Below are 23,799 nucleotides of genomic sequence, written 5' to 3'. Positions count from 1 at the left end.
CCCAGGGCGAACCCTGGGCGCCTGGGTTTAGCCTTCGCAGTTGCGAGGCGTAATTTTCTTCTCGGCGGCGTACTTGGCCGACATTTCCTTGACTAGCGGATCGACAAATTTCTTGTCGGACTGATACCAGTCGGACACGACTTCAAATTTGTTGCCATCCCACTGCACAATACGCGCCCAGTCGTCACCCATGTGATTGCTGCATGAGGTTTTGATGGGGCGCATGATGCCCTCAAAGCCCAACTCTTTCAGACGCGCCTCGTCCAGGTTCAGGTTTTCAAAACCCCAGCGCACTTGCTCGGGGGTCATGTGTTTGCCTTTGCCGAACTTTTCCTGAGCCGCGCGGATTGCTTCGACCTGCATCATGGAGATCATCATGCCGCGAGTGTGGGCCAGCGTACCCACGTACTTGTCGCCGTTTTCAGCGCCTTTGCCCTTGGCATGCATCTCGCGCACCGCATCATGCACCGGACCATCGGCAGCACTGTTGTGGATGGTTATGCCCTTGTATCCCTTGGCAGTCTGGCCCAGATCGACCACATCGCTCTCGGAGGCAGCCCACCAGATGCCGTAGATCTTGTCGCGGGGGTAACCCACGGCCTGCGCTTCACGGATGGCGGTAGGCGTCATGATCCCGGCGCTCCACAGCAAAACGAAATCAGGACGGTTCTTGCGCACCTGCAGCCAGGTGGACTTCTGCTCCACGCCAGGCGCTGTCACCGGGTACAGATCCAATTTAAAGCCTTGCTCTTTGGCACGAGCCTGCAACAGCGCAATCGGCTCTTTGCCGTAAGGCGAGTCGTGATAGACCAGGGCAATACGCTGATCTTTCAGCTTGTCCTCACCCACTTGCTTGGCAATGTCCTGAATCATGACGTCCGCCGCGGTCCAGTACGTACCCAGCAAGGGGAAGTTCCACTCAAACACCGCCCCGTTGGCCGAGTGCGACAGGCCGTAACCCATGGTCTCAATGGGCACCCCATCCACAAAGGCCTTGTCAGTCAAGGCGAAGGTAATGCCCGTAGACTGCGTGTCAAAACCCGATGCCCCGCCATTCTTGCCTTTCATGCGCTCGTAGCACTCCACGCCGCGGTCGGTGGCGTACGCGGTCTCACATTCCTCGTACACCAGCTTGACGCCATTGACACCGCCATCGCGTTCATTGACCAAAGCCAGATAGTCCAGCTTGCCGTCCGCCCACGGGATACCCAATGGCGCAAAGGAGCCGGTGCGGTAGGTCAGCAGTGGAACGTACTGTTCCTCGGCTGCCACAGCGGCTGTACTCATGGTCAGCATTGCAGCGCAAGCACTCAAACCGAGCACAGCGCGTTTCAGTCGTGTTGTCATCTCCTGGTCCTCCGATAAGTACCATGTGTCTGAATACCCCGTCCCGATGGGCGGGGCTGTTGTTGTAATGAACTGCCTACCTGCTGTTAATGGGGGAAGGGCCACAAACGCAGCTTTTCCTTACCAATACTCCAGAGTCGAGCCAAACCGTGCGGCTCCACAATCAAGAAAAACACAATCAGGGCACCAAACACCATGTGCTCAATGTGCGAAGCGGTATCCACCCCGATGGACACACCAAACCAGTGCGGCACGTTGGTCAACAGCACCGGCAGCAAAACCATGAAGGCAGCGCCGAAGAAACTGCCCACAATCGAGCCCAGTCCACCGATGATGACAATGAACAGCAGTTGCAGGGAACGATTCAGGTCAAAGGCCAGCGGCTCCCAGGAACCCAGGTGGATAAAGGCCCACAGGGCACCGGCAACACCGATGATGAAAGAGCTGACGGCAAAGGCGGTGAGCTTGGCATAGACCGGACGGATACCAATGACCTCGGCCGCCACATCCATGTCACGGATTGCCATCCATTGGCGGCCAATCGCGCCACGCACCAGGTTCTTGGCCAACAGGGCAAACACCACCACGAAGATCAGCACAAACAAGTACTTTTGCATGGGGGTTTGAACCGGCAAACCAAAGGCGCTCAAGGCAGGTACCGACACGTTGCCCGAAGGCGAATAGTTCGTGAAAAAGGCAATGCGAAGGAAAGCCCAATCCACAAAGAACTGTGCGGCCAGTGTCGTGACAGCCAGGTACAAGCCACGGATACGCAAGCTGGGGATGCCAAAGGCCACGCCCACCAGAGTGGCAAACACGCCACCCAGCAGGATTTGCAACACCAGCGGCAACTCCGGAATACGGACGCCAAAGTTCCAGGCGGCATATGCCCCCACGGCCATGAAGGCGCCCGAACCAATCGAGATCTGGCCGCAATAGCCCACCAGGATGTTCAGGCCAATGGCTGCCAGAGACAGGATCAGAAAGGGGATCAGAATGGCTTGCAGGAAGTAGTTGGATGCCATGGCAGGCACCACCAGGAATGCCACCAGCAACAAGCCCAACACCACATAGCGATCCTGGCGGATGGGGAAAATCTGCTGGTCAGCCCGATAGCTGCTTTTGAACTGACCATTTTCGCGGTAAATCATATCGACTCCACCTCAGACGCGATCAATAATCTTCTCGCCGAACAGACCTTGTGGTCGGAACAGCAGGAACACCAGGGCCAGCACATAAGCGAACCAGATCTCGATGCCGCCGCCCACATAAGGGCCCAGGTACACCTCGGACACCTTCTCGCCCACACCGATAATCAGGCCACCCACAATGGCGCCAGGCACCGAAGTCAGGCCACCCAGAATCACCACCGGCAAGGCGCGCAGCGCAGCGGTCGACAAGGTGAACTGCACCCCATATTTGGAGCCCCAGATAATCCCGGCGACCAGGGCCACCAAACCGGCTACGGTCCAGACCACAACCCAGATACGGTTCAGGGGAATACCGATTGACTGCGCCGCCTGGTGATCGTCTGCCACCGCCCGCAGGGCACGGCCCACGCTGGTGTATTGGAAGAAGATGGCCAGGGCCACCACCAGCAAGGCCGCCACTACGGCCGAGCTCAGGTCTTCCAGACTGACCAGCACACCACCTTCAAACACGGACTCCAGGATGAACGCCGGGTCTTTGGGCATCCCCACATCGATGGAGTACACCGAACTGCCAAACACGATCTGGCCCAGGCCATCGAGCAGGTAGCTGATGCCGATCGTGGCCATCAACAAGGTCGTGCCTTCCTGATTGACCAGGTAACGCAACACCCAACGCTCGATGACGACAGCCAGCACAAACATCAAGATGGCCGAGACAATAAAGGCCAGCACATTGCCCAATAAGCCGGGCTCCATACCCAGCCACTGTGGAATCCACTGCGACAGACGGGCCATGGCCAGAGCGGCCACCAGCACCATGGCGCCCTGTGCAAAGTTAAAGACACCCGATGCTTTGAAGATCAGGACAAAGCCCAGCGCGACCAGGGCGTACAACATCCCGCTCATCAAGCCGCCCAACAAGGTTTCAAGAAAAAATGCCATGTCCGTTCCCCTCAATGGCCAGCGCCAAGATAGGCGCGGATGACGTCCGGGTTCTGCCGCACTTCGTCCGGTACCCCATCACCAATCTTCTTGCCATAGTCCAGGACCACCACGCGGTCCGAAATATCCATGACCACGCCCATATCGTGTTCAATCAACACAATCGTGGTGCCGTACTCTTCGTTCACGTCCAGAATGAAGCGGCACATATCCTGCTTTTCTTCGATGTTCATGCCCGCCATGGGCTCATCAAGCAGCAGAATGCTCGGTTGCATTGCCAGGGCGCGCCCCAGATCCACCCGTTTTTGCAGGCCATACGGCAGTCGCCCCACCGGCGTTTTGCGGTAGGCCTGGATCTCCAGAAAATCGATGATGCCTTCCACGTATTCACGGTTGCGAATCTCTTCACGCTCGGCCGCCCCCAGACGCAAGGCCTGAGCAAACACACCGCTTTTCATGTGCAGGTTGCGACCCGTCATGATGTTATCCAGCACACTCATGCCCTTGAACAGGGCCAGGTTCTGAAAGGTGCGGGCAATACCCTGCTCGGCGGTGTGACGCGAGTTCATGCGGGCATAACTCTGGTCACGTAAAACAATCTCGCCTTGTTGTGGCGCATACACGCCGTTGATGACGTTCAGCATGGAGCTTTTGCCGGCTCCGTTCGGGCCAATGATGGAGCGAATCTCGTGTTCACGAATGTTGAACGAGATGTCGGTCAAGGCTTTCACCCCACCAAAGGACAAGGAAATATTTTTCAAATCCAGTATCACCGGGCCTATGCGACGGCCCGCCACTTGCGCCTCACTCATCATGCGCTCCTTGCTGCTGCGTCTGTCATGCGCTCAATGTGCAGGTCTGCCGAAATGCGACCGCTGCGCCCATCCTCGAACTTCACTTCTGTCTCCACAAACTGCCGGTCCAGTCCATTGAACAGGGCATCGACCAGCACCTTGTATTTTTGAGCAATAAAGCCCCGGCGTACTTTACGGGTACGGGTGAGCTCATCGTCATCGGGGTCCAGTTCCTTATGCAGAATCAGAAAGGCGCTGATGCGCGATCCCGCCAGTTTGGGGTCGCTGGCCAGATCCTCGTTCACCTGCGCCACGCAGTCACGAATCAAGGCATAGACCTCGGGTTTGCCAGCCAGATCGGTATAGCCGGCATAAGGCAGATTGCGGCGCTCGGCCCAGTTGCCCACGGCTTCCAGATCAATATTGATGAAGGCACAGACCTCTTTCTGGCCGTCACCAAACGCCACCGCCTCTTTGATAAAGGGAAAGAACTTGAGCTTGTTCTCGATGTACTTGGGCGCGAACAGGGAGCCGTCGGCCAATTTGCCCACATCCTTGGCGCGGTCGATGATCTTTAGCTGACCATCGGTATCCAGATACCCCGCATCCCCCGTGTGATACCAGCCATCTTCGGTAAAGGATTCGGCGGTGGACTCAGGATTGCGGTAGTACTCCTTGAACAGTCCGGGGCTGCGCACCTGAATCTCGCCGTTATCGGCCACGCGGATTTCCACCCCTTTCACAGGTGGGCCTACGGTGTCGGCCCGCACATGACCATCTTCCTGCACGCACACGAAAACAGACGTCTCGGTAGCGCCATAGAGCTGCTTCAGGTTGATGCCGATGGAACGATAAAAATCAAACAGATCCGGGCCAATCGCCTCGCCAGCGGTGTAGGCAACGCGCACGCGGCTCATGCCCAGGGCATTGCGCAAGGGGCCGTAGATCAGGATATTGCCCAGGCCATAGCACAGCCGGTCCCACAGGCCCACACCGGGTCGTTTGTCCAGAATCTTCACGCCCACGCGTTGAGCCAAGGCCATAAAACGCCTGTACAGTCCGCGTTTGAGGGCGCTGGCATCTTCCATGCGAATCGTGACTTGCGTCAGCAAGCCCTCCAGCACGCGTGGCGGCGCAAAATAATAGGTGGGGCCAATATCATGCAGGTCGATGGACACGGTTTCGGGCGACTCCGGGTGATTCACCGTAAATCCTGTCACCAGAAACTGCGTGTAGGAAAACATGTTCTGCCCGATCCAGGCAGGGGGGAGATACGCCAGGACTTCCTCGGCATCGGTCAGCGATTCCAGCTCCTGAATGGCCAGCCCGCGATCAATCAGGGCCGCATGCGTAAGAACCACACCCTTGGGCTTGCCGGTGGTGCCGGAGGTGTAGAACATGGCGGCTGCATGATCCGGAGCAATCGCTTTCCAGATGCGGCGTACGCAATCGGGATCATGCGTCAGTTGCAAACGCCCCTGCTCCATGACCTGCTCGATGTATTGCAGTTGCTCTTGCTGATAGTTACGCAAACCGCGCGGGTCGTCATAGATCAGCGCGTCCAGGTCCGGGCATTGATCCCAGACTTCCAGCAACTTGTCGACCTGCTCCTGATCCTCGACCACCGCCACACGTATGCTGGCATCCAGCAAGACGTGCAGCATCTCCTGAGCCACTGCATCCTGATACAGCGGCACGGGTACGGCGCCCAGCATCTGCGCCGCCATCATGGCCAGGTAAAGGCGCGGGCGATTCTCACCAATCACCGCGACATGCTGGCCGTCTTTGACACCCAGCCCGGCCAGGCCCGCAGCCAGTTGCTCGGCCTGTTCGGCCAGCTCCCGCCACGTCCAGGTCTGCCAGATTCCCAGGTCTTTTTCGCGCATGGCGACTTTGTCGCCACGCACCTGGGCATGGTGTTCTATCCAGGCTGGGAAGGTGCCGGGTAAACCCGCTACCTGCTCTTTATCCATCCGCACAACCATGTCTCCTCCGAATTTTCCCGGCTTGTTATGGTCCAGGAGGCTGCTTATGATTGCGGCAGAAGGCACATGTTATGCCTTCACGCTATTTGCAGCCTGTTATTAATCAAGTTATCGGCTGCCCGTCCCGAAGATTGTCACGGACATGACATTCGACCTTTATCGAGGGTTAATCCTCATGCATGTTGTAGATGCTTTATCCGAGCGAGCCGCCTGGTTTCGCCTGTTGACGCCGGAGCTGCAAGAGCGAGTGCGCCGCGACACGCTCATTACCGCCTACGAGGCCGGAGCCATCGTCGAACGCAAGGGAGAGCGCGCCACAGCCTGGATTGGTGTGCTCTCGGGTTTGCTCAAGGTGTCGGTCGGAAACTCTGAGGGCAAGATCGCCTCCATGACCGGGGTGCCAGCCGGCGGCTGGATAGGGGAAGGCTCCTTGCTGAAAAACGAAGAGCGCAAATACGATGTGGTGGCCTTGCGCGACAGCCAGGTGGCCCGCTTGCCCATGCACAGTTTCAACGATTTGCTGGACCAGAGCATTGCTTTCAACCGCTACCTCCTGCATCAGCTCAATGAACGTGTGGCGCAATTTATCGGCAAGGCTGAGTACAACAGCCTGTCTACGCCCGATGCCCGCGTGGCACGTTGTCTGGCAGAGCTGTTCAATCCACTGCTCTACCCCGGAAAAGGTCTGCGCCTGGACATCACCCAGGAAGAGATCGGCTATCTGGCGCGGGTGTCGCGCCAACGGGCCAACCAGGCCCTGCGTCAGCTGGAAAACGAAGGGCTGTTACTGATCAAGTATGGGGGCGTCCAGGTTCTGGACCTGGACGGCCTGAAACGTTACGGCGATGAATATGCCGCCTGATGATGCGGTCGCATCCGACCGCATTCCGGTCAGTCCAGGCGGATGTCGGCCCGTTTGATCACGGCGGCCCAGTCGGCACGCTCGCGCTCGGCATAAGCCCGGAACTCATCGGACGTCATCGGCATGGGCTCCACGCCCATATCGCGAATACGCTGAGCCAGTTCAGGCGTTTTCAGAGCCTGCATCAGGTCCTGGCTCAAGCGTTCACGCGCGTCCTCAGCCATCTTGGGAGGGCCTACCAGTCCTTGCCAGGCGTAGGCGTAGAAATCGGCAATCCCGGCCTCGGCCATGGTCGGCACCTGCGGCATCAGACTGCTGCGCTCGGGAGTGGCAAGCGCCAGCACCCGCAGTTTGCCCGCCTTTATATGAGAGAGCGCGGCAGCGGAATCCACAAAGGACATATCCACCTGACCGCCCAACAGATCCTGAATGGCCGGCGCGGCTCCTTTGTAGGGCACATGCACGATTTTGCTGTCCGTGCGTTGCTTGAACATTTCGAGGGCCAGATGGTGGGGCGAGCCACTGCCTGCAGATGAGGCGGTCAGTTTTTCAGGCTGGGCGCGAACCGCTTCCAGGAGCTCGGCCACCGTTTTGTACGGAGACTCTTGCGGGACTGCCAGCATCAAGGGAAAGCGGGCCAGGCCACCCACGTAGGTAAACGCGGCGGGATCGTACTGCAGTTTGCTGTACAGGGAGGAATTAAAGGCCAGCGTGCCCGAATCGGCCGTACCCACGGTATAGCCATCCGGCTTGGCATTGCTGACGTAGGTTGCGCCAATAATGGTGGCAGCCCCCGGTTTGTTTTCCACAATCAGTGTCTGTCCAAGGCTGCTTTCCAACTGTTTGGCGACCAGCCGGGCTATCACGTCAGAACCGCCCCCTGCGGGATAGGGTACGACCCAGGTCACTGCCGACTGAGGCCAGTTCGCTGCCAACGCCGTTCCGGTCAGGGTGGCGCCCAGCAACAGCACACCGGCTCCAAATTTTTTCCAATGCATGATGTCTCCTCTGTGCATGCAGGCAGCGCTTTTGGCGCCGCTTTTTTTTAAGTTTTAAGCATCCCGTCCGGGATGCGCAGAGACATTATGCGCGGAGCGTCTCACCCAGGGCATTAGTAACGATGCGGATATCGATCAGCCATAGTCACGTGCGCCAAACAGGGCCGAGCCAAGCCGGACTTCGGTAGAACCTTCCTGAATCGCCAGTTCGAAATCTCCGCTCATGCCCATGGACAGGCCTTGCACCTGTTCATAGCCCAATTCCACCAGACGGTCACGCCACTGGCGCAACTGTGCGAAACAGGCGCGCACGGCCTGCGGATCATCGCTATTGACGGCCATGGTCATCAAGCCGCGCACCTTCAAGGTGTCCAGTGAGCGCAGGGATTGCATGAACGCAGGCAGCTCTTGCGGTGCCAGACCAAACTTGCTGGGCTCGGGCGAGGTCTTGACCTGAATCAGCACATCCAGGCTGCGCTGTTCGGTTTGCAGGTGTCTATCCAGGGCCTGAGCCAGCGACAAACGGTCCAAAGATTGCACTTCGCTGGCCAAACGAGCGATATCTTTGGCCTTATTGCTTTGCAGATGGCCTATCATCACCCACTGGACCGCGCGATCGGCCAGCTCTGCCTGCTTGTCCCGAATCTCCTGAACCTTGTTCTCCCCCATTCGCGACAAGCCCAAATCCAGGGCCTGGGCCAGCACGGGCGCAGGAAAGGTTTTGCTTACCGGCAACAGAGCCACCGCATTGGCAGGGCGGCCAGCCTGCAGGCAAGCCTGTTCGATACGCTGGCGCAGCTGCGCCAGCCGACCTGAAAGGGAAGAGTCAGAAAAAGCCATCAATGCACACGCATCCAGAGAAAATCATTGCAAACGCTGCAAACACAACAGCGGCCATTTCCGATAGCATAACTGTTACACACGGCCGTCGCTAAGCCCATCGACCGCGTGTTTGCCCCGTTGCACGTCTGTATGCCATTGGCGTCTTCACGGTGTACTCGCATCCCGTTTCCCCAACCTTATCGAGGAGCTCATGACAGATCGTCCCACCCATGCTTTGCCGTCATACCTGAACGCCGACGACGTCGGCCCGTGGGGTATTTATCTCGAACAAGTGGAGCGAGTCACACCGTATCTGGGCAAACTGTCCCGATGGGTTGAAACACTCAAGCGTCCCAAGCGCACACTGATTGTCGATGTCCCCATTGAACTGGATAACGGCACCGTGGCTCATTTTGAGGGCTACCGCGTTCAGCACAATACTTCCCGTGGCCCTGGCAAGGGCGGCGTGCGCTATCACCAGGACGTGACCTTGTCCGAAGTGATGGCCCTGGCTGCCTGGATGTCGATCAAATCGGCTGCCGTGAATCTGCCATTTGGCGGTGCCAAGGGCGGTATTCGTATTGACCCGCGCAACTACTCCCAGGCCGAACTGGAGCGCATCACCCGCCGCTACACCAGCGAGATCGGCGTGATCATCGGCCCCAACAAGGACATTCCTGCTCCGGACGTCAACACCAACGCCCAGACCATGGCCTGGATGATGGACACCTATTCCATGAACGTGGGCGGCACCAGCACAGGGGTGGTCACCGGCAAGCCCGTGTCCCTGGGCGGCAGCCTGGGCCGGGTGGAAGCCACCGGGCGCGGCGTATTTACCGTAGGCTGCGAAGCGGCCCGTGATGCCGGCATCGACCTGAACGGCGCACGCGTCATTGTGCAAGGCTTCGGTAATGTGGGCGGCACTGCGGCGCGTCTGTTCCAGGAAGCCGGCGCCAAGGTGCTGGCCGTACAGGACCACACCGGCACCGTGTACAACCCCAACGGCCTGGATGTACTGGCCTTACTGAACCACATGGAACAGCACAAGGGTCTGGCCGGCGCTCCCAACGCGGAGGCCATCGCCAATGAAGACTTCTGGCACATTGAAACCGATCTGCTGATTCCGGCTGCCCTGGAAGGCCAGATCAACAAGCACAATGCCGACCGCATTCGCGCCCGCATTGTGATCGAGGGTGCCAATGGCCCCACCACCCCCGAAGCCGACGACATTCTGAACAGCAAGGGCGTGACCATTGTGCCGGACGTGGTCGCCAACGCCGGTGGTGTCACCGTGTCCTATTTCGAGTGGGTCCAGGACTTCTCCAGCTTCTTCTGGACCGAGGACGAGATCAACAACCGTCTGGAAATGATGATGCGCTCGGCCTACACCACCGTGGCGGCGGTCGCCAAGGAGCACAACGTCACCTTGCGCACGGCTGCCTTTATCGTGGGTTGCGCCCGCATTCTGGAATCTCGTCAGGTACGCGGCCTGTATCCTTAAGCTTGTAAGGCGGCATACCCGGTTTATGCCGCTTTTTATGAGCAAAATACAGCGCCTGTGCAAAAAAAACAGGGGGAAAGCGGTAGAATCGGGCATCCAGGATATGACACCCGTATGAAACCCTTACCCCCTTTCTCTTTGACCGCAAGGACGTTGCTGTGAATAACAATGACCTGAACGCGGCGGTCCAGGTACGCGACATCCACAAACGCTTTGGCACCAACGAGGTGCTCAAGGGCATTTCCCTGCAAGCCCACAAGGGCGATGTGCTTTCCATCATCGGTGCCTCCGGTTCGGGCAAAAGCACCTTGCTGCGCTGCATCAACCATCTGGTCGTCCCCGATCAGGGCGAGATCCAGATCGGCAATGACATTTTGCGCAGCCACCGCAATCGCAAGGGAATTTGCCAGACGGACAATCCGCGCCTGCTTGAACAAGTCCGCGCACGCCTGGGCATGGTGTTTCAGAACTTCAATCTTTGGTCGCACCGCACGGTGCTGCAAAACGTCACCGAAGGCCCCATCCATGTCAAAGGACGTCCGGCCCGGGAAGCGGCCGACTACGCCCGCGAACTGCTGGGCAAGGTGGGTCTGAGCACTAAGTGTGATGCCTATCCAGCCGAGCTGTCGGGCGGACAGCAGCAGCGTGTGGCCATTGCCCGCGCCCTGGCCATGGACCCGGATGTCTTGCTGTTTGACGAGCCGACCTCGGCGCTGGACCCGGAAATGGTGGGCGAGGTACTGCGTGTGATTCGCCAATTGGCCCAGGAAGGCCGCACCATGATTTTGGTGACCCACGAAATGAACTTTGCGCGCGACGTCTCTTCCGAGACCATTTTCATGCACAACGGCCTGATTGAAGAGCGCGGCCACCCCAAAGACCTGTTCGATAGGCCACAATCCGAGCGTCTACAGCAGTTTTTACAACCAATGCAGTAAGATCATCGCTTCGTGCATACGACACCGGCTGGAAAACCAGCAGGGCTGAGACGGCCCTGACCAGCCTTTCCACAAAGGAGAGCCAGACCATGAGTTTCCTCAGCAAGACCCTGATCTGTGCAAGCCTGGCCCTGTTGGGCTCCCAGGCTGCAATGGCAGACACCCTGAAAATCGGTACCGAAGGTGGTTACCCGCCATGGAGCATGGTGGACGCCGCTGGTAAAGTCACCGGCTTTGACGCCGATATTGGCGCAGCCCTGTGCAAAGAGCTGAACAGCGATTGCAAATTCATCGTGCAAGCCTTTGACAGCCTGATTCCTTCCCTGGATGCCAAACGCTTTGACCTGATCATCTCGGGCATGTCCTATACACCCGAGCGTGCCAAGCGCGTCAATTTCAGTATTCCTTACGCCGTTGAAGACGCGATTTTCGTGTTGCCCAAGAACAGCGAGCTGATCGGCGCCGACAACGAACAGACCATTTTTGACGGCCTGGCCGGTAAAACCATTGGCGTTCAGGGCGGCACCACACATGGCGCTTTCCTGGCCAAGAAAGCCCCCAAGACCACTGTCAAGAATTACGAAACCCTGGACCAGATGCAAATTGATCTGGACGCCGGTCGTCTGAACGGCACCTTTGCCGACCTGACCTCTCAGTCCAAATTCCTGCATAAGGTTGGCGAGCAGAACTTTGCCCTGTCCAAGCTGGTCATCAAGGGCTCCTCCGATCCCGAGACGCTGGGTTACGGCATTGCCGTCGGTATCCACAAAGACAATGCAGAACTGAAAGCCAAGGTTGATGCTGCCCTGTGCAAGCTGATTGACGATGGCACCGTCAAGACCGCCAGCGAAAAGTGGTTTGACATCGACATCGCCAACTACGAGATCTGCAAGAAATAAGTCGAGAAGTACCACTTGATGCTAGAGACCATTTTTAATGTGCTGCGCGAAGGCTGGGGCTGGATGTTCCTTCGCGGAGCGGCAATGACCTTGCTGATCTCCGTTTTGGGCATGGCCCTTGGCGTTGTCATTGGAATTACAGGAGCCAGCATCAAGACCAACGGGCCACGCTGGCTGCGTGGCCCCGTCAGCTTGTACACCACGGTTGTGCGCAGCATCCCTGAGCTGCTCATCATCTATCTGCTGTTTTTCGGCTCGGTGCAATTTGTCTCCGATCTGGCCGACTTCATGCGCATGGAAGATGTCGTCACCCGCTGGTTTCCCGCCCTGGTGGGCATTTTGGCGATTGGCCTGATTGCCGGCTCGTACAGCGTGGAAGTCTTTCGCGGCGCCTTGCAGGCCATTCCTGAAGGCCAGATCGAGGCGGCCAAGGCCATCGGCATGTCATCCTGGCAGCGCCTGCGCCGCATTATCCTGCCGCAAATGTTCTGGTATGCCTTGCCCGGCGCCAATAATGTCTGGCAGACCGCACTCAAGGACACCGCCCTGATCTCGCTGGTCGGCCTGGTCGAAATCATGCGCGCCGCCACCCTGGGAGCGGCCAACACACGCGAACCGATGGCCATGTACCTGATTGCGGGTGTGCTTTATTTTCTGATCGGTGCCTGTAGTCAGGCCCTGTTTTTACTGGCCGAACGCTATACCGGCAAAGGCATGAGAGCCCGGCCATGATAGATCTGGAATTATTCAACACGACCATCGAAACCCTGTTCAAAGGGTTTGGCATGAGCGTGTATATCGGTCTGTGGGGCATTGTGCTGTCGCTGTTCATCGGCCTGTCCCTGGCCCTGATGCGCCAGTCCCACAGCCGTCTTCTGAACGGTTTTGCCTTTGGCTACAGCACCGTTTTTCGGGGCACCCCCCTGCTGGTTCAGTTATTTCTGCTGTATTACGGCGTAGGCACGGTGAGTTTTGTACGCGAGACCCCCGCCCTATGGTGGCTGTTCAGCGATGGCATGCGCTGCGCCATTTTGGCCATTGGCCTGAACAGTGGCGCCTATGTCAGCGAAGTGTTCCGTGGGGGCTTTCAGGCCGTTCCGGTCGGCCAGATCGAGGCCGCCAAATCCATCGGCATGTCCGCCTGGATGCGCTTTCGCCGCGTCGTCTTCCCCCTGGCCATCCGCCAGGCCTTGCCGGCCTACAGCAATGAAATCGTGCTGGCCATCAAAGGCACCAGTCTGGCCTCGACCATTGCCGTCATGGATCTGACCGGCCATGCCAAACGCTTGATGAACCAGAACTACGCCATCATCGAGACCTTCGTGATTGCGGGCCTGCTGTACCTGCTGATTAACTTTACCCTGCTGTCGGTAGTACACCTGATCGAGCGCTGGTTGAAAGTTCGCCGTTGAACCGACGTTCACCCAGACTGTGCGCCCTACCGACCATAACAACTGGACGCGGAGCACTGTCACATGCCAACACGCCCCAAACTGGCCCTGGTGGGCACCGGCGGCACGATTGCCGCCACCACCCAATCCAATCTGGGCCTGACTGACTACGACATCACCCAGGGCGTGGAAACGCTTTTACAAGCCGTACCGGCTCTCAATGAGCTGGCCGACCTGGAATGCCACCAGATTTTCAACGTGGACAGTCGGGCCATGAGTTCGCGGATGCTGTTGGAGCTATCCCACAAACTCAATGCGCTGCTGGCACGCCCCGATATCAACGGCGCCGTCATTACCCATGGCACCGACACCCTGGAAGAAAGTGCTTTTTTCCTGCACCTGACCCTGAAAACCGATAAGCCGGTGGTGATGACAGCGGCCATGCGCCCGGCCTCGGCCCTGAGCGCCGACGGACCGCTGAACCTATACCAGGCAGTGCAAGTGGCCTGCTCGTCGCGGGCTCAGGATCAGGGCGTGCTGGTGCTGCTCAATGACCAGATTCACAGCGCCCGTTTTCTGAGCAAGCAACACACCACCCAGACCGGCGCATTTGGTTCGCCCGATGCCGGCCCACTGGGACTGGTAGCGGGCGGCCAGGCTCGTTTCATGATGCGCAGCCTGCTGCCCCATACCCACAGCAGCCTGTTCGATGTTCGCTCTTTGCACAGCCTGCCCAAAGTGCAGATTTTTTACGATCATCCCGACACGCTGGCCGAACTGTATCGCCACGCGGCCCAAAGCGGCGTGCAGGGCCTGGTAGTGGCCGCAACCGGAAACGGCAGCCTGACTCCTGGCGCGCTGGAAGGGGTCAGCCTGGCTCACCGGCTCGGCGTGGTCTGTGTCCGCGCCTCCCGTATCCCTGCAGGGCCTGTGACAGACAGCGCTTATGATGCCGACCATCACACGATCGCAGCGCATTACCTGCCCGCGCAAAAGGCCCGAATCTTGTTGATGCTGTCCTTGGCCAACAAGCTGGAACACGATGAGATCGAAGCGGTTTTCCGCGATTACTGAGTGCCCGGACCGGCTGGTGTGCCAAGGGGACGTACACCTGTTGCCCGCCTGACGTTCACTCAAGATGCCCGCAGTTCGAGTCGCGGCGTGAACGCTGAGGCCAACTAGGCCAGCTCCAGCTGACGTTGGCTGCTAAAGCGCCGTGGCTGGCCACTCAAAGGGTCGATGAATGCAATGTGCCGCGCCAGCAATTGCAGCGGCTGACTGAAATCATCGGCAGCGCGCTCGGGCAATAACTCCGGATAAAACACATCATTGAGAATGGGGGCACCCAAGCTGCTCAAATGCACCCGCAACTGATGCTTGCGACCGCTATGCGGGCGCAGGCGATAAAGCGCCCGATGATCGCCCTGCCCGGTCTGCCAATGTCGCTCGCACACGATTTCGGTACTGCTGTTGGGCTCTCCCGCCACTTCTTCCATCACAAAACGGCCCGGCACCTCTTTCAGGCGGCTACGGTACACCAGCCCGCTTGCCAGTTTTTCCTGAAATGGTGCCACCGCCTCATATTCCTTCTCAATGCCACCTTGCTGAAACAGGGACTGATATGCCCCACGGGCAGACGGGTCCCGACAAAACAGCAAAATACCCGCTGTTTCCCGGTCCAGCCGGTGAATAGGGCTGATGCCATCCTCTTTGAAATGTTTTCGCAGGCGACTCAAGGCTGTTTCATGCAAATAGCGTCCGCCGGGCGTCGTCGCCAGAAAATGCGGCTTGTCGACCGCAATCAAACACTCATCCGCATACAGGATGGGCATCTCAAAGGGAACGATGGTTTCCTTGTCCACCATGCGGAAGTACCACAGCCAACGCTCAGCCCGGTAGGGTGAATCCAGCGTCTGGGGTACCGCATTCTGATCCAGAATGTCGCCACGCCTGAGTCTATCGAGCAAAACCTCAGGATTCACATGTGGAAAACGCTGCAGCAAAAACTCATCGAGCCGCTGCCACGGACCGGGCGGGCACCACACTTTGCTGGGGCTGACCCCGTCACGCGAAGGCACGGGCGGGACGCTGTTTATCGGTGTCATGACAAGAAAAGCCACACGGAAAACGGCCCGCCAACGCAGCGGGCCAGACAATCAGGGCCATCAGTGTACTACCCGCCACCGCAAGGACGGCCGGTAGTACTGACACGCTCAGTGCCGAACCGGATCGGGGATACGACGCATCCGCACACCTTGACGAGTCCACAGCCAGATCAAGATCAGAAAAGCGGGTATATACACCCAGAATTCCGAAGGGCGATCTGGATGAGGCACCTTCACCTGCTCAATGTCCCAGCCTTGCTCCCACCCGGCTCGACGTGCGGGACTGCCAAAACTCACGGATGCAATTTGGGCCGTGTCGCCAAATGCCATGATCGTCAGGCCCGCTTGCGACAAGCGCTTGCTGGCCGCTGCCAGACCGCTCGCTTGGTCACCTGGCGGCAAGGCCGGCAACGACACCGCTACTGTTTTCTGCAAATCCTTGCCTTCCAGGTTCATCCCGGCCAGTTGAACCACCAGATTTCCGCCATCCGGTATGGTCTGCACAATCTGCATCAACTCCGAAGCAGGACGATCCTGATATTTCTCAGCAACGTGATCCATAAACCAGTCGGGGCGGAACAACATGAAAGTCACCAGCAACAGCAGGCCGGTCTCCAGCCAGCTCGTCTTGATCCGCAACCAGCCCATGGTGGCTGCGGCAAAGGCCAGCGATGCAACCGTGGCGCCCAGCACCACCAGCATTAATTCCCAGGCACTGTGAATGCCGATCAGCAGCAGCATGGGATTGAAGATGAACATGAACGGCAACACGGCGGTGCGCATCGCATAGGTCACGCCCTGCACGCCCGTCTTGATCGGGTCCTCACCTGAAATGGCTGCCGCTGCAAAGGTGGCCAGGCCGACCGGCGGTGTGATGTCCGCCATGATCCCGTAATAGAACACAAACATGTGGACCGCAATCAGCGGAATGACCATCCCGCTTTGCGCCCCCAGTTCCACCACGACGGGGGCCATCAAGGTCGCCATCAAAATGTAGTTGGCGGTCGTTGGCATACCCAGACCCAGAACCAGACATACTGCAGCGGTGAAAAACAGCATGACCAGCACATTGCCCATGGATACCATCTCCACGAAGGCAGTCATGCGCAGGCCCAGGCCAGTCAGTGTGATGGCCCCTACAATCAGGCCCGCCGTCCCGCAGGCAATGCCGATGCCCACCATATTGCGAGCGCCTTCCTGCAGCCCCACCCAGACTTCACTGATGCCCTGGCGCAGAGGCTGGGCGGTCGCCTGTTTGCGAAACCAGGCGATGATGGGCCGTTGTGTCGCCATCTGGAACAACATGGCCATTACTGCCCAGAAAGCCGACAGGCCCGCAGACATCATCTCTACCGTCAGGCACCAGACCAAAATGCCAATCGGGATCAGGAAATACAAACCGGCTCGCACCGTTGGCCAGGGTTCGGGCCGCACCGGCGTGTTCACATTGATATCGGTGGGCAGATCCTCATGATCCGCTGCCACTTTCAGCAAAAACACGTACAAGGCCAGTAGCAGGAACAACAGAATCCAGATTGCAGCGGCACCGGCCACCGCCTGCACGCCGACGCCTATCCAGTACACCAGCCCCATCACAATCAGGGTGCCGGCCGTCCCCATGCCCCAGCCAGCCAGTTTTTGCACAAAGGTCTTGGGCTTGCCCGATGCCATCATCGGTTGAATCCCCAGTTTGAGCGCCTCCAGGTGCACGATGTAGAACAGGGCAATGTACGAAATGACCGCAGGCAGCAAGGCATGCCGAATGATGTCGGTATAGGGAATGCCGACATACTCAATCATCAGAAACGCAGCTGCGCCCATGACTGGGGGCATGATCTGCCCATTGACCGAGGAGGCGGTTTCAATCGCGCCGGCACGGATGCCACCGTAACCGGCTTTTTTCATCAGGGGGATGGTGAAAATGCCCCCCGTCACCACATTGGCAACCGAGGAGGCCGACACAATGCCATTGACCGCCGAGGACACCACCGCCACTTTGGCAGGCCCGCCGCGCAAGTGCCCCAACAAGGCAAAGGAGACCTGCATCATGTAATTGCCCGCCCCGCAACGATCCAGCAACGAGCCCAGCAATACAAAAATGAAAATATAAGAAACAGAAACGCCCAGGGCCACCCCGTAGACCCCTTCGGTGGTCAACCACATGTGTGAGACCAGACGCTGCAAGGAAGCGCCACGGTGGGACAAGGCATCGGGCAACCAGGGGCCCAAAAAGATATAGGCAATGAAAATAAGCGCCAATACCGCCATGGGCGCGCCCAGGGAGCGCCGCGTGGCCTCCAGCAGCAAGACCAGACCCACACTGGCCACCACCACATCCATCGTGGTCGGGATGCCGGGACGCATGGCCAGCTCTTTATAGAAAAAGAACAGATACGAGCCGCAAAATGCGGCGATCAGCGCCAATATCCAGTCTTGAACTGGGATGCGATCCCGAGCCGAACTCTTGCAGGCAGGATACGCCAGATAGGCCAGAAACATGGCGATGCCCAAGTGCAGGGCACGCGCCTCAGTATCATTGAAAATCCCCAGATTCAGGGCAAAAGGCAACGGAGAGGCGTACCAGAGCTGGAACAGAGACCAGCCGATTGCAGCCAGGAACAACACCATGCCCGCCGCACCCGTGACCGAGCGCCCGCCCCGGTCTACATCGGCAACCAGTTTTTCCAGTTGTGCTGTTTCATCCTGTGTCAGAGCGACGTCCTGCGCCGTTTTTTTAGGTTCTTGTTGTGTCATTTGCATGTGTCTCCAGGAAAAGCAAGACCACTGCTGGTGCAGCGGCACTTGCGGCCAGGCGGCCTGTGCCGGCCTGGCCACGATCAGACTGTCTTACAGCAGCCCTTTTTCCTTGAAGTACTTTTCAGCCCCTTTGTGCAAGGGAGCGGACAGGCCATTTTTAACCATGTCCTCTTTTTTCAGGTTTGCCAATGCAGGGTGCAAGCGCTTGAAGTCGTCAAAATTGTCGAACACGGCTTTGACAACGTTATAGACCGACTCTTCGGGCACATCTTCCGAGGTCACAAAAGTGGCCAAAACGCCGTAGGTTTGCACATCGTCCGGGTTATTTGGGTACAGCCCGCCTGGAATCACGGCTTTGGCGTAGTAGGGATAGGTCTCGACCAACTTGTCTACCGCCGCTCCGGTCAGCGGGACCAGCTTGGCGCCGCAAGAGGTGGTGGGGTCCTGAATATTGGCCGAGGGGTGGCCTACGCCATAAATGAAGCCATCGATCTTGCCGTCACACAGGGCCGGGCCATGCTCATCAGGACGCAGTTCCGAGGCCAGCGAGAAAAAGCTGTTGTCCAGACCCATTGCCTGCAACAACTGATCCATCGATGCCCGTGTGCCCGAGCCCGGATTGCCCACGTTAAAGCGTTTTCCCTTGAAATCATCAAAGGTATTGATGTTGGCCTCTTTGCGCGAAAGCACGGTAAAGGGTTCCGGGTGAATAGAAAACACCGAACGCAGCTTCTTGTAAGCCCCTCCGTCCTTGAACTGCCCTTCACCGTTATAGGCGTTGTAACCTACATCGGACTGCACCACGCCCAGGTCCAGCTCACCGGCCTTGATGGTATTGACGTTGAAAACCGAGCCTCCGGTGGACTCTACCGAGCAGCGCACGCCATCGGTACCCCGATCTTTATTGACCAGACGGCAAATCGCACCGCCCGCGGCGTAATACACGCCAGTCACGCCTCCCGTGCCGATACTGACAAATTTCTGCTGGGCACTGGCCGGCAGAGGGCTCAGTAGCATGGCGCAAACCGCCGCCGTTGCGCTGAGCGCCCACACCTTCTTTTTGCCGGTTTGTTTGCTAATGTGTTCCATCTTCTTGTCTCCCATGGGGAAATCCCCTGTTTGTATAGCCGGTACGGCCGGTTTTCTTCACTTTGCAGGAGCCGGGCCTGCCTCTTCATCGTGCTGCCAATAAATTCCCTGACTACGAAAGGATGTCTCCAGTTGCGCCAAGCGCTGTACAACCGGCTTGCCTCCCAGCGCGGCGATCCGCGCCAGCAGATGCTCGGCCACGGTGACGGCTCCCACCAGGGAATGGAAAAAACTTGCTGCGCACTGACCACCGGTCTGTGCCTCAAACAACAAAACATGCCGGGCACCTTGTGCAATCGGTGACAACACACTATCGGTAATTGCCACGACGGGAATCCCGCGTTGCACCGCTTGCTGCACGCTGTTGACCACGGCTTTAACGTACGGCGCCTGACTGATGACCAGCAACACACTGCCGCTATCCAGACCCGTTTCCAGCTCCAGCAGCAAATCGGCCGCCCGGTTCAGCAAGACACCGTCGCCCCGAATCAGCTGATAGGCGTAATGCATCTGAAAAGCGCAGGCAAAGCTGGCTCCCAGCCCCAAGAACCCGACCTTGGACGCGCCCAGAATGGCCCGGGCGCACGCATCAAGCGCATTAAGCGGGTTGAGCCGCAACACGGACGCCAACGCCTGCTCCTGTTGCGCACCCAAGTCCCTGGCCTGTTGCTCCGAGGCACGGCTGCCTTGCAAGTTCTGGGCGCGTGCGGCCATCGTGCCGCTGGTGCGATGCAAAGCCTGTTGGAAGGGCTCGCGAAAGCCATCATAGCTTTCATAGCCCGCCGCTTTGGCCAGACGGAGCATGGTGGCCGGAGCCAGCGACAAGGCCTGCGCCTGCTTGCGCATGGACCACAGGCTGACCTCTACCGGATGGCGTTCTACCCATTGGGCCGCCCGACGCAACTCGGGAGTCAGCTCAGGCAAGAGACGCTGCAGGCGTAACAAGGGCTCCATGTATCGTTCTACTCACACATCCACACAATAAAACGCATGTTAATCTGGAGACGAACAAAAAAAACAAATGTTTTACTAGGGTTTGCCCGCAATTCGCTATCATTATTTCTTTTTCAGGGCGTTGTGCTGCCAATGATGGGTGGCATTAGCGAATTTCGAAAAAGTCGTAACGCTTGTCGGTGTAAGAGCGCTGTATATCCACCTGCTCAACCTGCGCCTGCTCGGGACCGATATAAAGCCAGCTGACCATACGATCGATGGCATCGGCCGTGCCTTGCAACAACAGCTCCACCGAGCCGTCCCCTGCATTGCTGACCCAGCCTTTGACGCCATACAGATGCGCGTGACGCAAGGCGCTGGCACGAAACCCAAGCCCCTGGACCCGCCCTTTAACACTCACCTCTACGGTTTCACAATCCGCCATTCGTCTGCTCCCTGCTATTTGTTACCGAAATGTGGCACGCATCCGCCCCCGTTCTCGATATTCAGTTAAATTAGTCACATCATTGTTGCATGACCGCACCCGATTCCCTGCTTTGTGCAGCCACTTCATCATGAAATTGCCCCGCTTTATTTATCTATCGCTGCGCAGGGCAATCTACATGCCAAGCCTACTGGCTATCCTGGGCCTGTTGGTCCCCTTTGCCCAGGCGGCACCGCATGCCCAACAGCATATTGTGCGTGTGGGCGTCTATGAAAATCCCCCCAAGCTTTTGCTAGATAGCCAGGCCCGTCCCGGCGGCATTATGGGCGAGCTGCTGATGGAGATTGCCAAGCGCGAGGGCTGGACCCTGGAGGCGGTACAGTGCGACTGGCAACAGTGCCTGAACGCCTTGCAAAACGACCTGCTCGATCTCGTGCCAGGACTGGCCTATTCGCCCGAACGGGCAGCGCTGTACAGCTACCACAACCGAGCGGTGCTGGAGGACTGGTCTCAGATCTTCACAGGCAAAACCACACATATCGGCGCGCTGAACGACCTGAATGGCAAACGCATTGCGGTCATGAGCGGCACCCTGCAACTGACCCAGCTCTACAATATTTTGCAAAAACTGGAACTGGGCTCCAGGCTGGTCATCACCGACTCCCAGTACAGTGCCCTGAAACTGGTACAGACCAAACAGGCCGACGCCGCAGTAGTCGGCCATTTATTTGGGGTACGCCATGCCGGTGAACATGGCCTGAAAACCGCCCCTATCCGGCTGGAACCGACCAACACTTATTTTGTCACTGCCAAGGACCGCAACCTGGATCTGCTGGCGGCCATTGATACCCACATCAAGAACTGGCAAGACAATAACGACCCGTTCTATACCGAAACGCTGAACCAGTGGGGTCTGCGCCTGATCGAAAAGCCGACCAAGCCCTGGATTATTCCTGCATTGCTGACGCTGGGCGTCTTGTTGACGATCGCTCTGCTTACCGTGACCCTGATGCGCATTGTCCTGCGTCGCCAGCGCAAAAAACTGCTGCGCACCGAGCATCATTTGCATACGGTGCTCGATGCCATTGACGCCTACGTGTACATCAAGGACGATCAGTTCCGCTATCAATACGCCAACCGCAAGCTGTGCGAGGACCTGAACTACACCACCGACAGCATTGTGGGTAAAACCGATCAGGATCTGTACGCCAACAAACAGACCATCAACGAATTCCGGCACAACGACGAACAGGTGCTGTACAGCGGTGAACGATTGGCCGTGGAAGAGGTGGTGCGGGACCGTAAAGGCGATATACGCGCCACATTTTTCTCCATCAAGATGCCCGTCCAAGACCCGGAAACGCGGCAAACCAGCCTGTACTGCATCTCCACCAACATCTCGGCCCTTAAAGCCACGCAATCAGAAAACTATCGGCTGGCTTTTTACGACCCACTCACCGAACTGCCCAACCGCCGCCTGCTGCTGCAACGTCTGGAACGCCACCTGCAAACCATCGAGCCTTACAAACGGCCCGGTGCGTTGTACTTTCTGGATCTGGACCGCTTCAAACATATCAACGACGCACGCGGACACGCCATTGGCGATGCCTTGCTGCGCAAAGTAGCACGCCGCCTGTCCTTGATTATTGACCCCCAGGACATCGTGGCCCGACTGGGCGGGGACGAGTTTGTCATCCTGAAGATTCTGCACCCAGGCACCGTGCGCGACTGCTACAAAGAAGCACTGGAATTTGCTGAACTGGTGCGCACCCGTCTTGAGGAGCCTTACAACATTGAAGGCCATTCGTATCTGAGCAGCAGCAGTATCGGTCTGGCCCTGATTACCGACAGCACCCTGACTTCGGAAGACCTGATGCGTCAGGCCGACACGGCCATGTATCGCTCCAAAGAAAATGGCCGCAACCAGATCACGCTGTACGAGCCTGGCATGCAAGAGGCCGTCGAAGAACATTTGAATCTGCAACACGATCTGCGCTTTGCCATAGGGTCGGATCAACTGCGCCTGTTTGTGCAGTCCCAGTACGACAAGCACAACCGTATTTGTGGTGCTGAAGTACTGCTGCGCTGGCTGCATCCCACCCGCGGCATGCTCACTCCCAATCTGTTCATTCCGCTGGCGGAAAGCACGGACCTGATCACCCCCCTGGGCGACTGGATCATGGCCTCGGTCTGTGATCTGCTGCTGCAAACCCAGCAGTGCCACTTTCCGATTTCCATTAACGTCAGCCCGATCCAGTTCCGCCGGCCCGATTTTGCCCGCCGCACACGCCAGATTCTGGAAAGCAGCGGCGCCCCCGCCCATCGCCTGATTTTTGAGATTACCGAAGGCGTGCTGATGGAGGACTTCAGCTCTGCCAACAGCATGATGCGGGAACTCAAGGATCTGGGCATCCGCTTTTCCATGGATGACTTTGGTACCGGCTATTCCAACCTGGCCGCCATACGCCGCCTGCCACTGTATGAGTTGAAAATGGACCGCAGCCTGATTCTGGGGGTGCCTGGGGAGCAAGAAGCCAACGCCATTGTGCGCACGGTACTGGCCATGGCACGACAACTGGGCCTGCACGTGGTGGCTGAAGGGGTGGAAAACGAGCAGCAGAAAGAATTCCTGCTGCGTCGCGGCTGCCATGGATTGCAGGGCTATTTGTTCAGCGCCCCGCAACTGGTGGAGCAGTGGCTGGAGCTTATTGAGCAGGATGGGGGTCCTGCCGCCGCCCCCTGAAAACGCGGGCTGCATGCACCGGTTTCACCTTATTCCCGTCGCCACGCCAGCCCCGTCACACTCAGCCCTGACGGCCATCTTCCCGCTGATATTGGCA

At 58.1% G+C, this 23,799-nt stretch carries 20 protein-coding genes; 8 read left to right on the top strand and 12 right to left on the bottom strand.

From position 1 onward, the window contains the following. Nucleotides 1–27: 27 nt before the first annotated feature. The 5 genes from FE795_RS01035 to FE795_RS01015 all read right to left on the bottom strand — a co-directional run bounded on the left by FE795_RS01035 (nt 28) and on the right by FE795_RS01015 (nt 6,219). On the bottom strand, nt 28–1,296 hold the full coding sequence (locus FE795_RS01035) for an ABC transporter substrate-binding protein (protein WP_003804846.1): 1,269 nt from the start codon (nt 1,294–1,296) through the stop codon (nt 28–30). A gap of 137 nt (nt 1,297–1,433) precedes the next feature. Continuing rightward, entirely contained in the window at nt 1,434–2,498 is a 1,065-nt protein-coding gene (locus tag FE795_RS01030) for a branched-chain amino acid ABC transporter permease (RefSeq protein WP_003804848.1), read from the bottom strand. Between the two features lie 12 nt (nt 2,499–2,510). Beyond that, nucleotides 2,511–3,440, bottom strand: a complete 930-nt coding sequence (locus FE795_RS01025) for a branched-chain amino acid ABC transporter permease (RefSeq protein ID WP_003804849.1) — start codon at nt 3,438–3,440, stop codon at nt 2,511–2,513. Between the two features lie 11 nt (nt 3,441–3,451). Next, nucleotides 3,452–4,252, bottom strand: coding sequence for an ABC transporter ATP-binding protein (locus tag FE795_RS01020; protein WP_003804850.1), 801 nt, complete (start codon nt 4,250–4,252; stop codon nt 3,452–3,454). Next, a complete protein-coding gene (locus FE795_RS01015) occupies nt 4,252–6,219 on the bottom strand; it encodes an AMP-dependent synthetase/ligase (RefSeq protein ID WP_059318360.1) in 1,968 nt (655 codons plus the stop codon). Before FE795_RS01015 ends, FE795_RS01020 begins: the two co-directional genes overlap by 1 nt. A 175-nt stretch (nt 6,220–6,394) precedes the next feature. Here FE795_RS01015 and FE795_RS01010 point away from each other — a divergent pair, with 175 nt between their 5' ends. Further along, on the top strand, nt 6,395–7,081 hold the full coding sequence (locus FE795_RS01010) for a Crp/Fnr family transcriptional regulator (RefSeq protein WP_059318361.1): 687 nt from the start codon (nt 6,395–6,397) through the stop codon (nt 7,079–7,081). 29 nt (nt 7,082–7,110) lie between these two features. Here FE795_RS01010 and FE795_RS01005 read toward each other — a convergent pair whose 3' ends face one another. Then, entirely contained in the window at nt 7,111–8,079 is a 969-nt protein-coding gene (locus FE795_RS01005; RefSeq protein ID WP_003804856.1) for a Bug family tripartite tricarboxylate transporter substrate binding protein, read from the bottom strand. 135 nt (nt 8,080–8,214) lie between these two features. Continuing rightward, entirely contained in the window at nt 8,215–8,919 is a 705-nt protein-coding gene (locus FE795_RS01000) for a YggS family pyridoxal phosphate-dependent enzyme (protein WP_039944033.1), read from the bottom strand. A 193-nt stretch (nt 8,920–9,112) separates the two neighbouring features. On the opposite strand from FE795_RS01000, the gene FE795_RS00995 reads away from it, so the two are divergent. The 6 genes from FE795_RS00995 (at nt 9,113) to FE795_RS00970 (ending at nt 14,704) form a co-directional block, all read left to right on the top strand. Next, on the top strand, nt 9,113–10,402 hold the full coding sequence (locus FE795_RS00995) for a Glu/Leu/Phe/Val family dehydrogenase (protein WP_003804860.1): 1,290 nt from the start codon (nt 9,113–9,115) through the stop codon (nt 10,400–10,402). Nucleotides 10,403–10,560: 158 nt separating this feature from the next. Further along, nucleotides 10,561–11,340, top strand: a complete 780-nt coding sequence (locus tag FE795_RS00990) for an ABC transporter ATP-binding protein (protein WP_003804861.1) — start codon at nt 10,561–10,563, stop codon at nt 11,338–11,340. An 89-nt stretch (nt 11,341–11,429) separates the two neighbouring features. Next, nucleotides 11,430–12,239, top strand: coding sequence for a transporter substrate-binding domain-containing protein (locus FE795_RS00985; RefSeq protein ID WP_131071167.1), 810 nt, complete (start codon nt 11,430–11,432; stop codon nt 12,237–12,239). Nucleotides 12,240–12,257: 18 nt separating this feature from the next. Continuing rightward, a complete protein-coding gene (locus FE795_RS00980; RefSeq protein WP_219235442.1) occupies nt 12,258–12,971 on the top strand; it encodes an ABC transporter permease in 714 nt (237 codons plus the stop codon). Further along, nucleotides 12,968–13,651, top strand: a complete 684-nt coding sequence (locus tag FE795_RS00975; RefSeq protein ID WP_003804870.1) for an ABC transporter permease — start codon at nt 12,968–12,970, stop codon at nt 13,649–13,651. The genes FE795_RS00980 and FE795_RS00975 overlap by 4 nt, the downstream gene beginning before the upstream one ends. Before the next feature lie 63 nt (nt 13,652–13,714). Continuing rightward, nucleotides 13,715–14,704: an asparaginase gene (locus tag FE795_RS00970; RefSeq protein WP_003804871.1), complete on the top strand. Its 990-nt coding sequence runs from the start codon at nt 13,715–13,717 to the stop codon at nt 14,702–14,704. Between the two features lie 104 nt (nt 14,705–14,808). On the opposite strand, the gene FE795_RS00965 is transcribed toward FE795_RS00970, so the two are convergent. From FE795_RS00965 to FE795_RS00945, 5 genes are all read right to left on the bottom strand, one after another. After that, a complete protein-coding gene (locus tag FE795_RS00965) occupies nt 14,809–15,735 on the bottom strand; it encodes a pseudouridine synthase (RefSeq protein ID WP_003804873.1) in 927 nt (308 codons plus the stop codon). Between the two features lie 108 nt (nt 15,736–15,843). Further along, nucleotides 15,844–18,489 (bottom strand): TRAP transporter permease, encoded by a 2,646-nt coding sequence (locus FE795_RS00960; RefSeq protein WP_100214922.1) that lies wholly within the window; start codon nt 18,487–18,489, stop codon nt 15,844–15,846. A gap of 93 nt (nt 18,490–18,582) precedes the next feature. Then, on the bottom strand, nt 18,583–19,581 hold the full coding sequence (locus tag FE795_RS00955; protein WP_039944047.1) for a TAXI family TRAP transporter solute-binding subunit: 999 nt from the start codon (nt 19,579–19,581) through the stop codon (nt 18,583–18,585). Between the two features lie 57 nt (nt 19,582–19,638). Beyond that, entirely contained in the window at nt 19,639–20,535 is an 897-nt protein-coding gene (locus FE795_RS00950; RefSeq protein ID WP_003804880.1) for a MurR/RpiR family transcriptional regulator, read from the bottom strand. 145 nt (nt 20,536–20,680) lie between these two features. Beyond that, nucleotides 20,681–20,959, bottom strand: a complete 279-nt coding sequence (locus FE795_RS00945) for an acylphosphatase (protein WP_003804883.1) — start codon at nt 20,957–20,959, stop codon at nt 20,681–20,683. A gap of 130 nt (nt 20,960–21,089) precedes the next feature. Between FE795_RS00945 and FE795_RS00940 the strand changes: the two genes are divergently transcribed. Continuing rightward, on the top strand, nt 21,090–23,702 hold the full coding sequence (locus tag FE795_RS00940; RefSeq protein ID WP_230406230.1) for an EAL domain-containing protein: 2,613 nt from the start codon (nt 21,090–21,092) through the stop codon (nt 23,700–23,702). Nucleotides 23,703–23,799: the final 97 nt, after the last annotated feature.

This window comes from Alcaligenes ammonioxydans (genome assembly GCF_019343455.1).
In the GTDB taxonomy this organism is placed as follows: Bacteria; Pseudomonadota; Gammaproteobacteria; order Burkholderiales; family Burkholderiaceae_B; genus Alcaligenes; species Alcaligenes ammonioxydans.
The sequence above is the reverse complement of the archived record's forward strand: the minus strand, read 5'-3'. Positions and strand labels throughout refer to the sequence as shown.

Excerpts from the sequence above, each read along its gene's own strand:
- FE795_RS00970 (WP_003804871.1), top strand. The coding sequence starts at position 13,715 with ATGCCAACACGCCCCAAACTGGCCCTGGTGGGCACCGGCGGCACGATT.
- FE795_RS00960 (WP_100214922.1), bottom strand. The coding sequence starts at position 18,489 with ATGACACAACAAGAACCTAAAAAAACGGCGCAGGACGTCGCTCTGACA.
- FE795_RS01005 (WP_003804856.1), bottom strand. The coding sequence starts at position 8,079 with ATGCATTGGAAAAAATTTGGAGCCGGTGTGCTGTTGCTGGGCGCCACC.
- FE795_RS01020 (WP_003804850.1), bottom strand. The coding sequence starts at position 4,252 with ATGAGTGAGGCGCAAGTGGCGGGCCGTCGCATAGGCCCGGTGATACTG.
- FE795_RS00980 (WP_219235442.1), top strand. The coding sequence starts at position 12,258 with ATGCTAGAGACCATTTTTAATGTGCTGCGCGAAGGCTGGGGCTGGATG.
- FE795_RS01025 (WP_003804849.1), bottom strand. The coding sequence starts at position 3,440 with ATGGCATTTTTTCTTGAAACCTTGTTGGGCGGCTTGATGAGCGGGATG.
- FE795_RS01000 (WP_039944033.1), bottom strand. The coding sequence starts at position 8,919 with ATGGCTTTTTCTGACTCTTCCCTTTCAGGTCGGCTGGCGCAGCTGCGC.
- FE795_RS00975 (WP_003804870.1), top strand. The coding sequence starts at position 12,968 with ATGATAGATCTGGAATTATTCAACACGACCATCGAAACCCTGTTCAAA.
- FE795_RS01010 (WP_059318361.1), top strand. The coding sequence starts at position 6,395 with ATGCATGTTGTAGATGCTTTATCCGAGCGAGCCGCCTGGTTTCGCCTG.
- FE795_RS00950 (WP_003804880.1), bottom strand. The coding sequence starts at position 20,535 with ATGGAGCCCTTGTTACGCCTGCAGCGTCTCTTGCCTGAGCTGACTCCC.
- FE795_RS00965 (WP_003804873.1), bottom strand. The coding sequence starts at position 15,735 with ATGACACCGATAAACAGCGTCCCGCCCGTGCCTTCGCGTGACGGGGTC.
- FE795_RS01035 (WP_003804846.1), bottom strand. The coding sequence starts at position 1,296 with ATGCTGACCATGAGTACAGCCGCTGTGGCAGCCGAGGAACAGTACGTT.
- FE795_RS00985 (WP_131071167.1), top strand. The coding sequence starts at position 11,430 with ATGAGTTTCCTCAGCAAGACCCTGATCTGTGCAAGCCTGGCCCTGTTG.
- FE795_RS01015 (WP_059318360.1), bottom strand. The coding sequence starts at position 6,219 with ATGGTTGTGCGGATGGATAAAGAGCAGGTAGCGGGTTTACCCGGCACC.
- FE795_RS00995 (WP_003804860.1), top strand. The coding sequence starts at position 9,113 with ATGACAGATCGTCCCACCCATGCTTTGCCGTCATACCTGAACGCCGAC.
- FE795_RS01030 (WP_003804848.1), bottom strand. The coding sequence starts at position 2,498 with ATGATTTACCGCGAAAATGGTCAGTTCAAAAGCAGCTATCGGGCTGAC.
- FE795_RS00945 (WP_003804883.1), bottom strand. The coding sequence starts at position 20,959 with ATGGCGGATTGTGAAACCGTAGAGGTGAGTGTTAAAGGGCGGGTCCAG.
- FE795_RS00940 (WP_230406230.1), top strand. The coding sequence starts at position 21,090 with ATGAAATTGCCCCGCTTTATTTATCTATCGCTGCGCAGGGCAATCTAC.
- FE795_RS00955 (WP_039944047.1), bottom strand. The coding sequence starts at position 19,581 with ATGGAACACATTAGCAAACAAACCGGCAAAAAGAAGGTGTGGGCGCTC.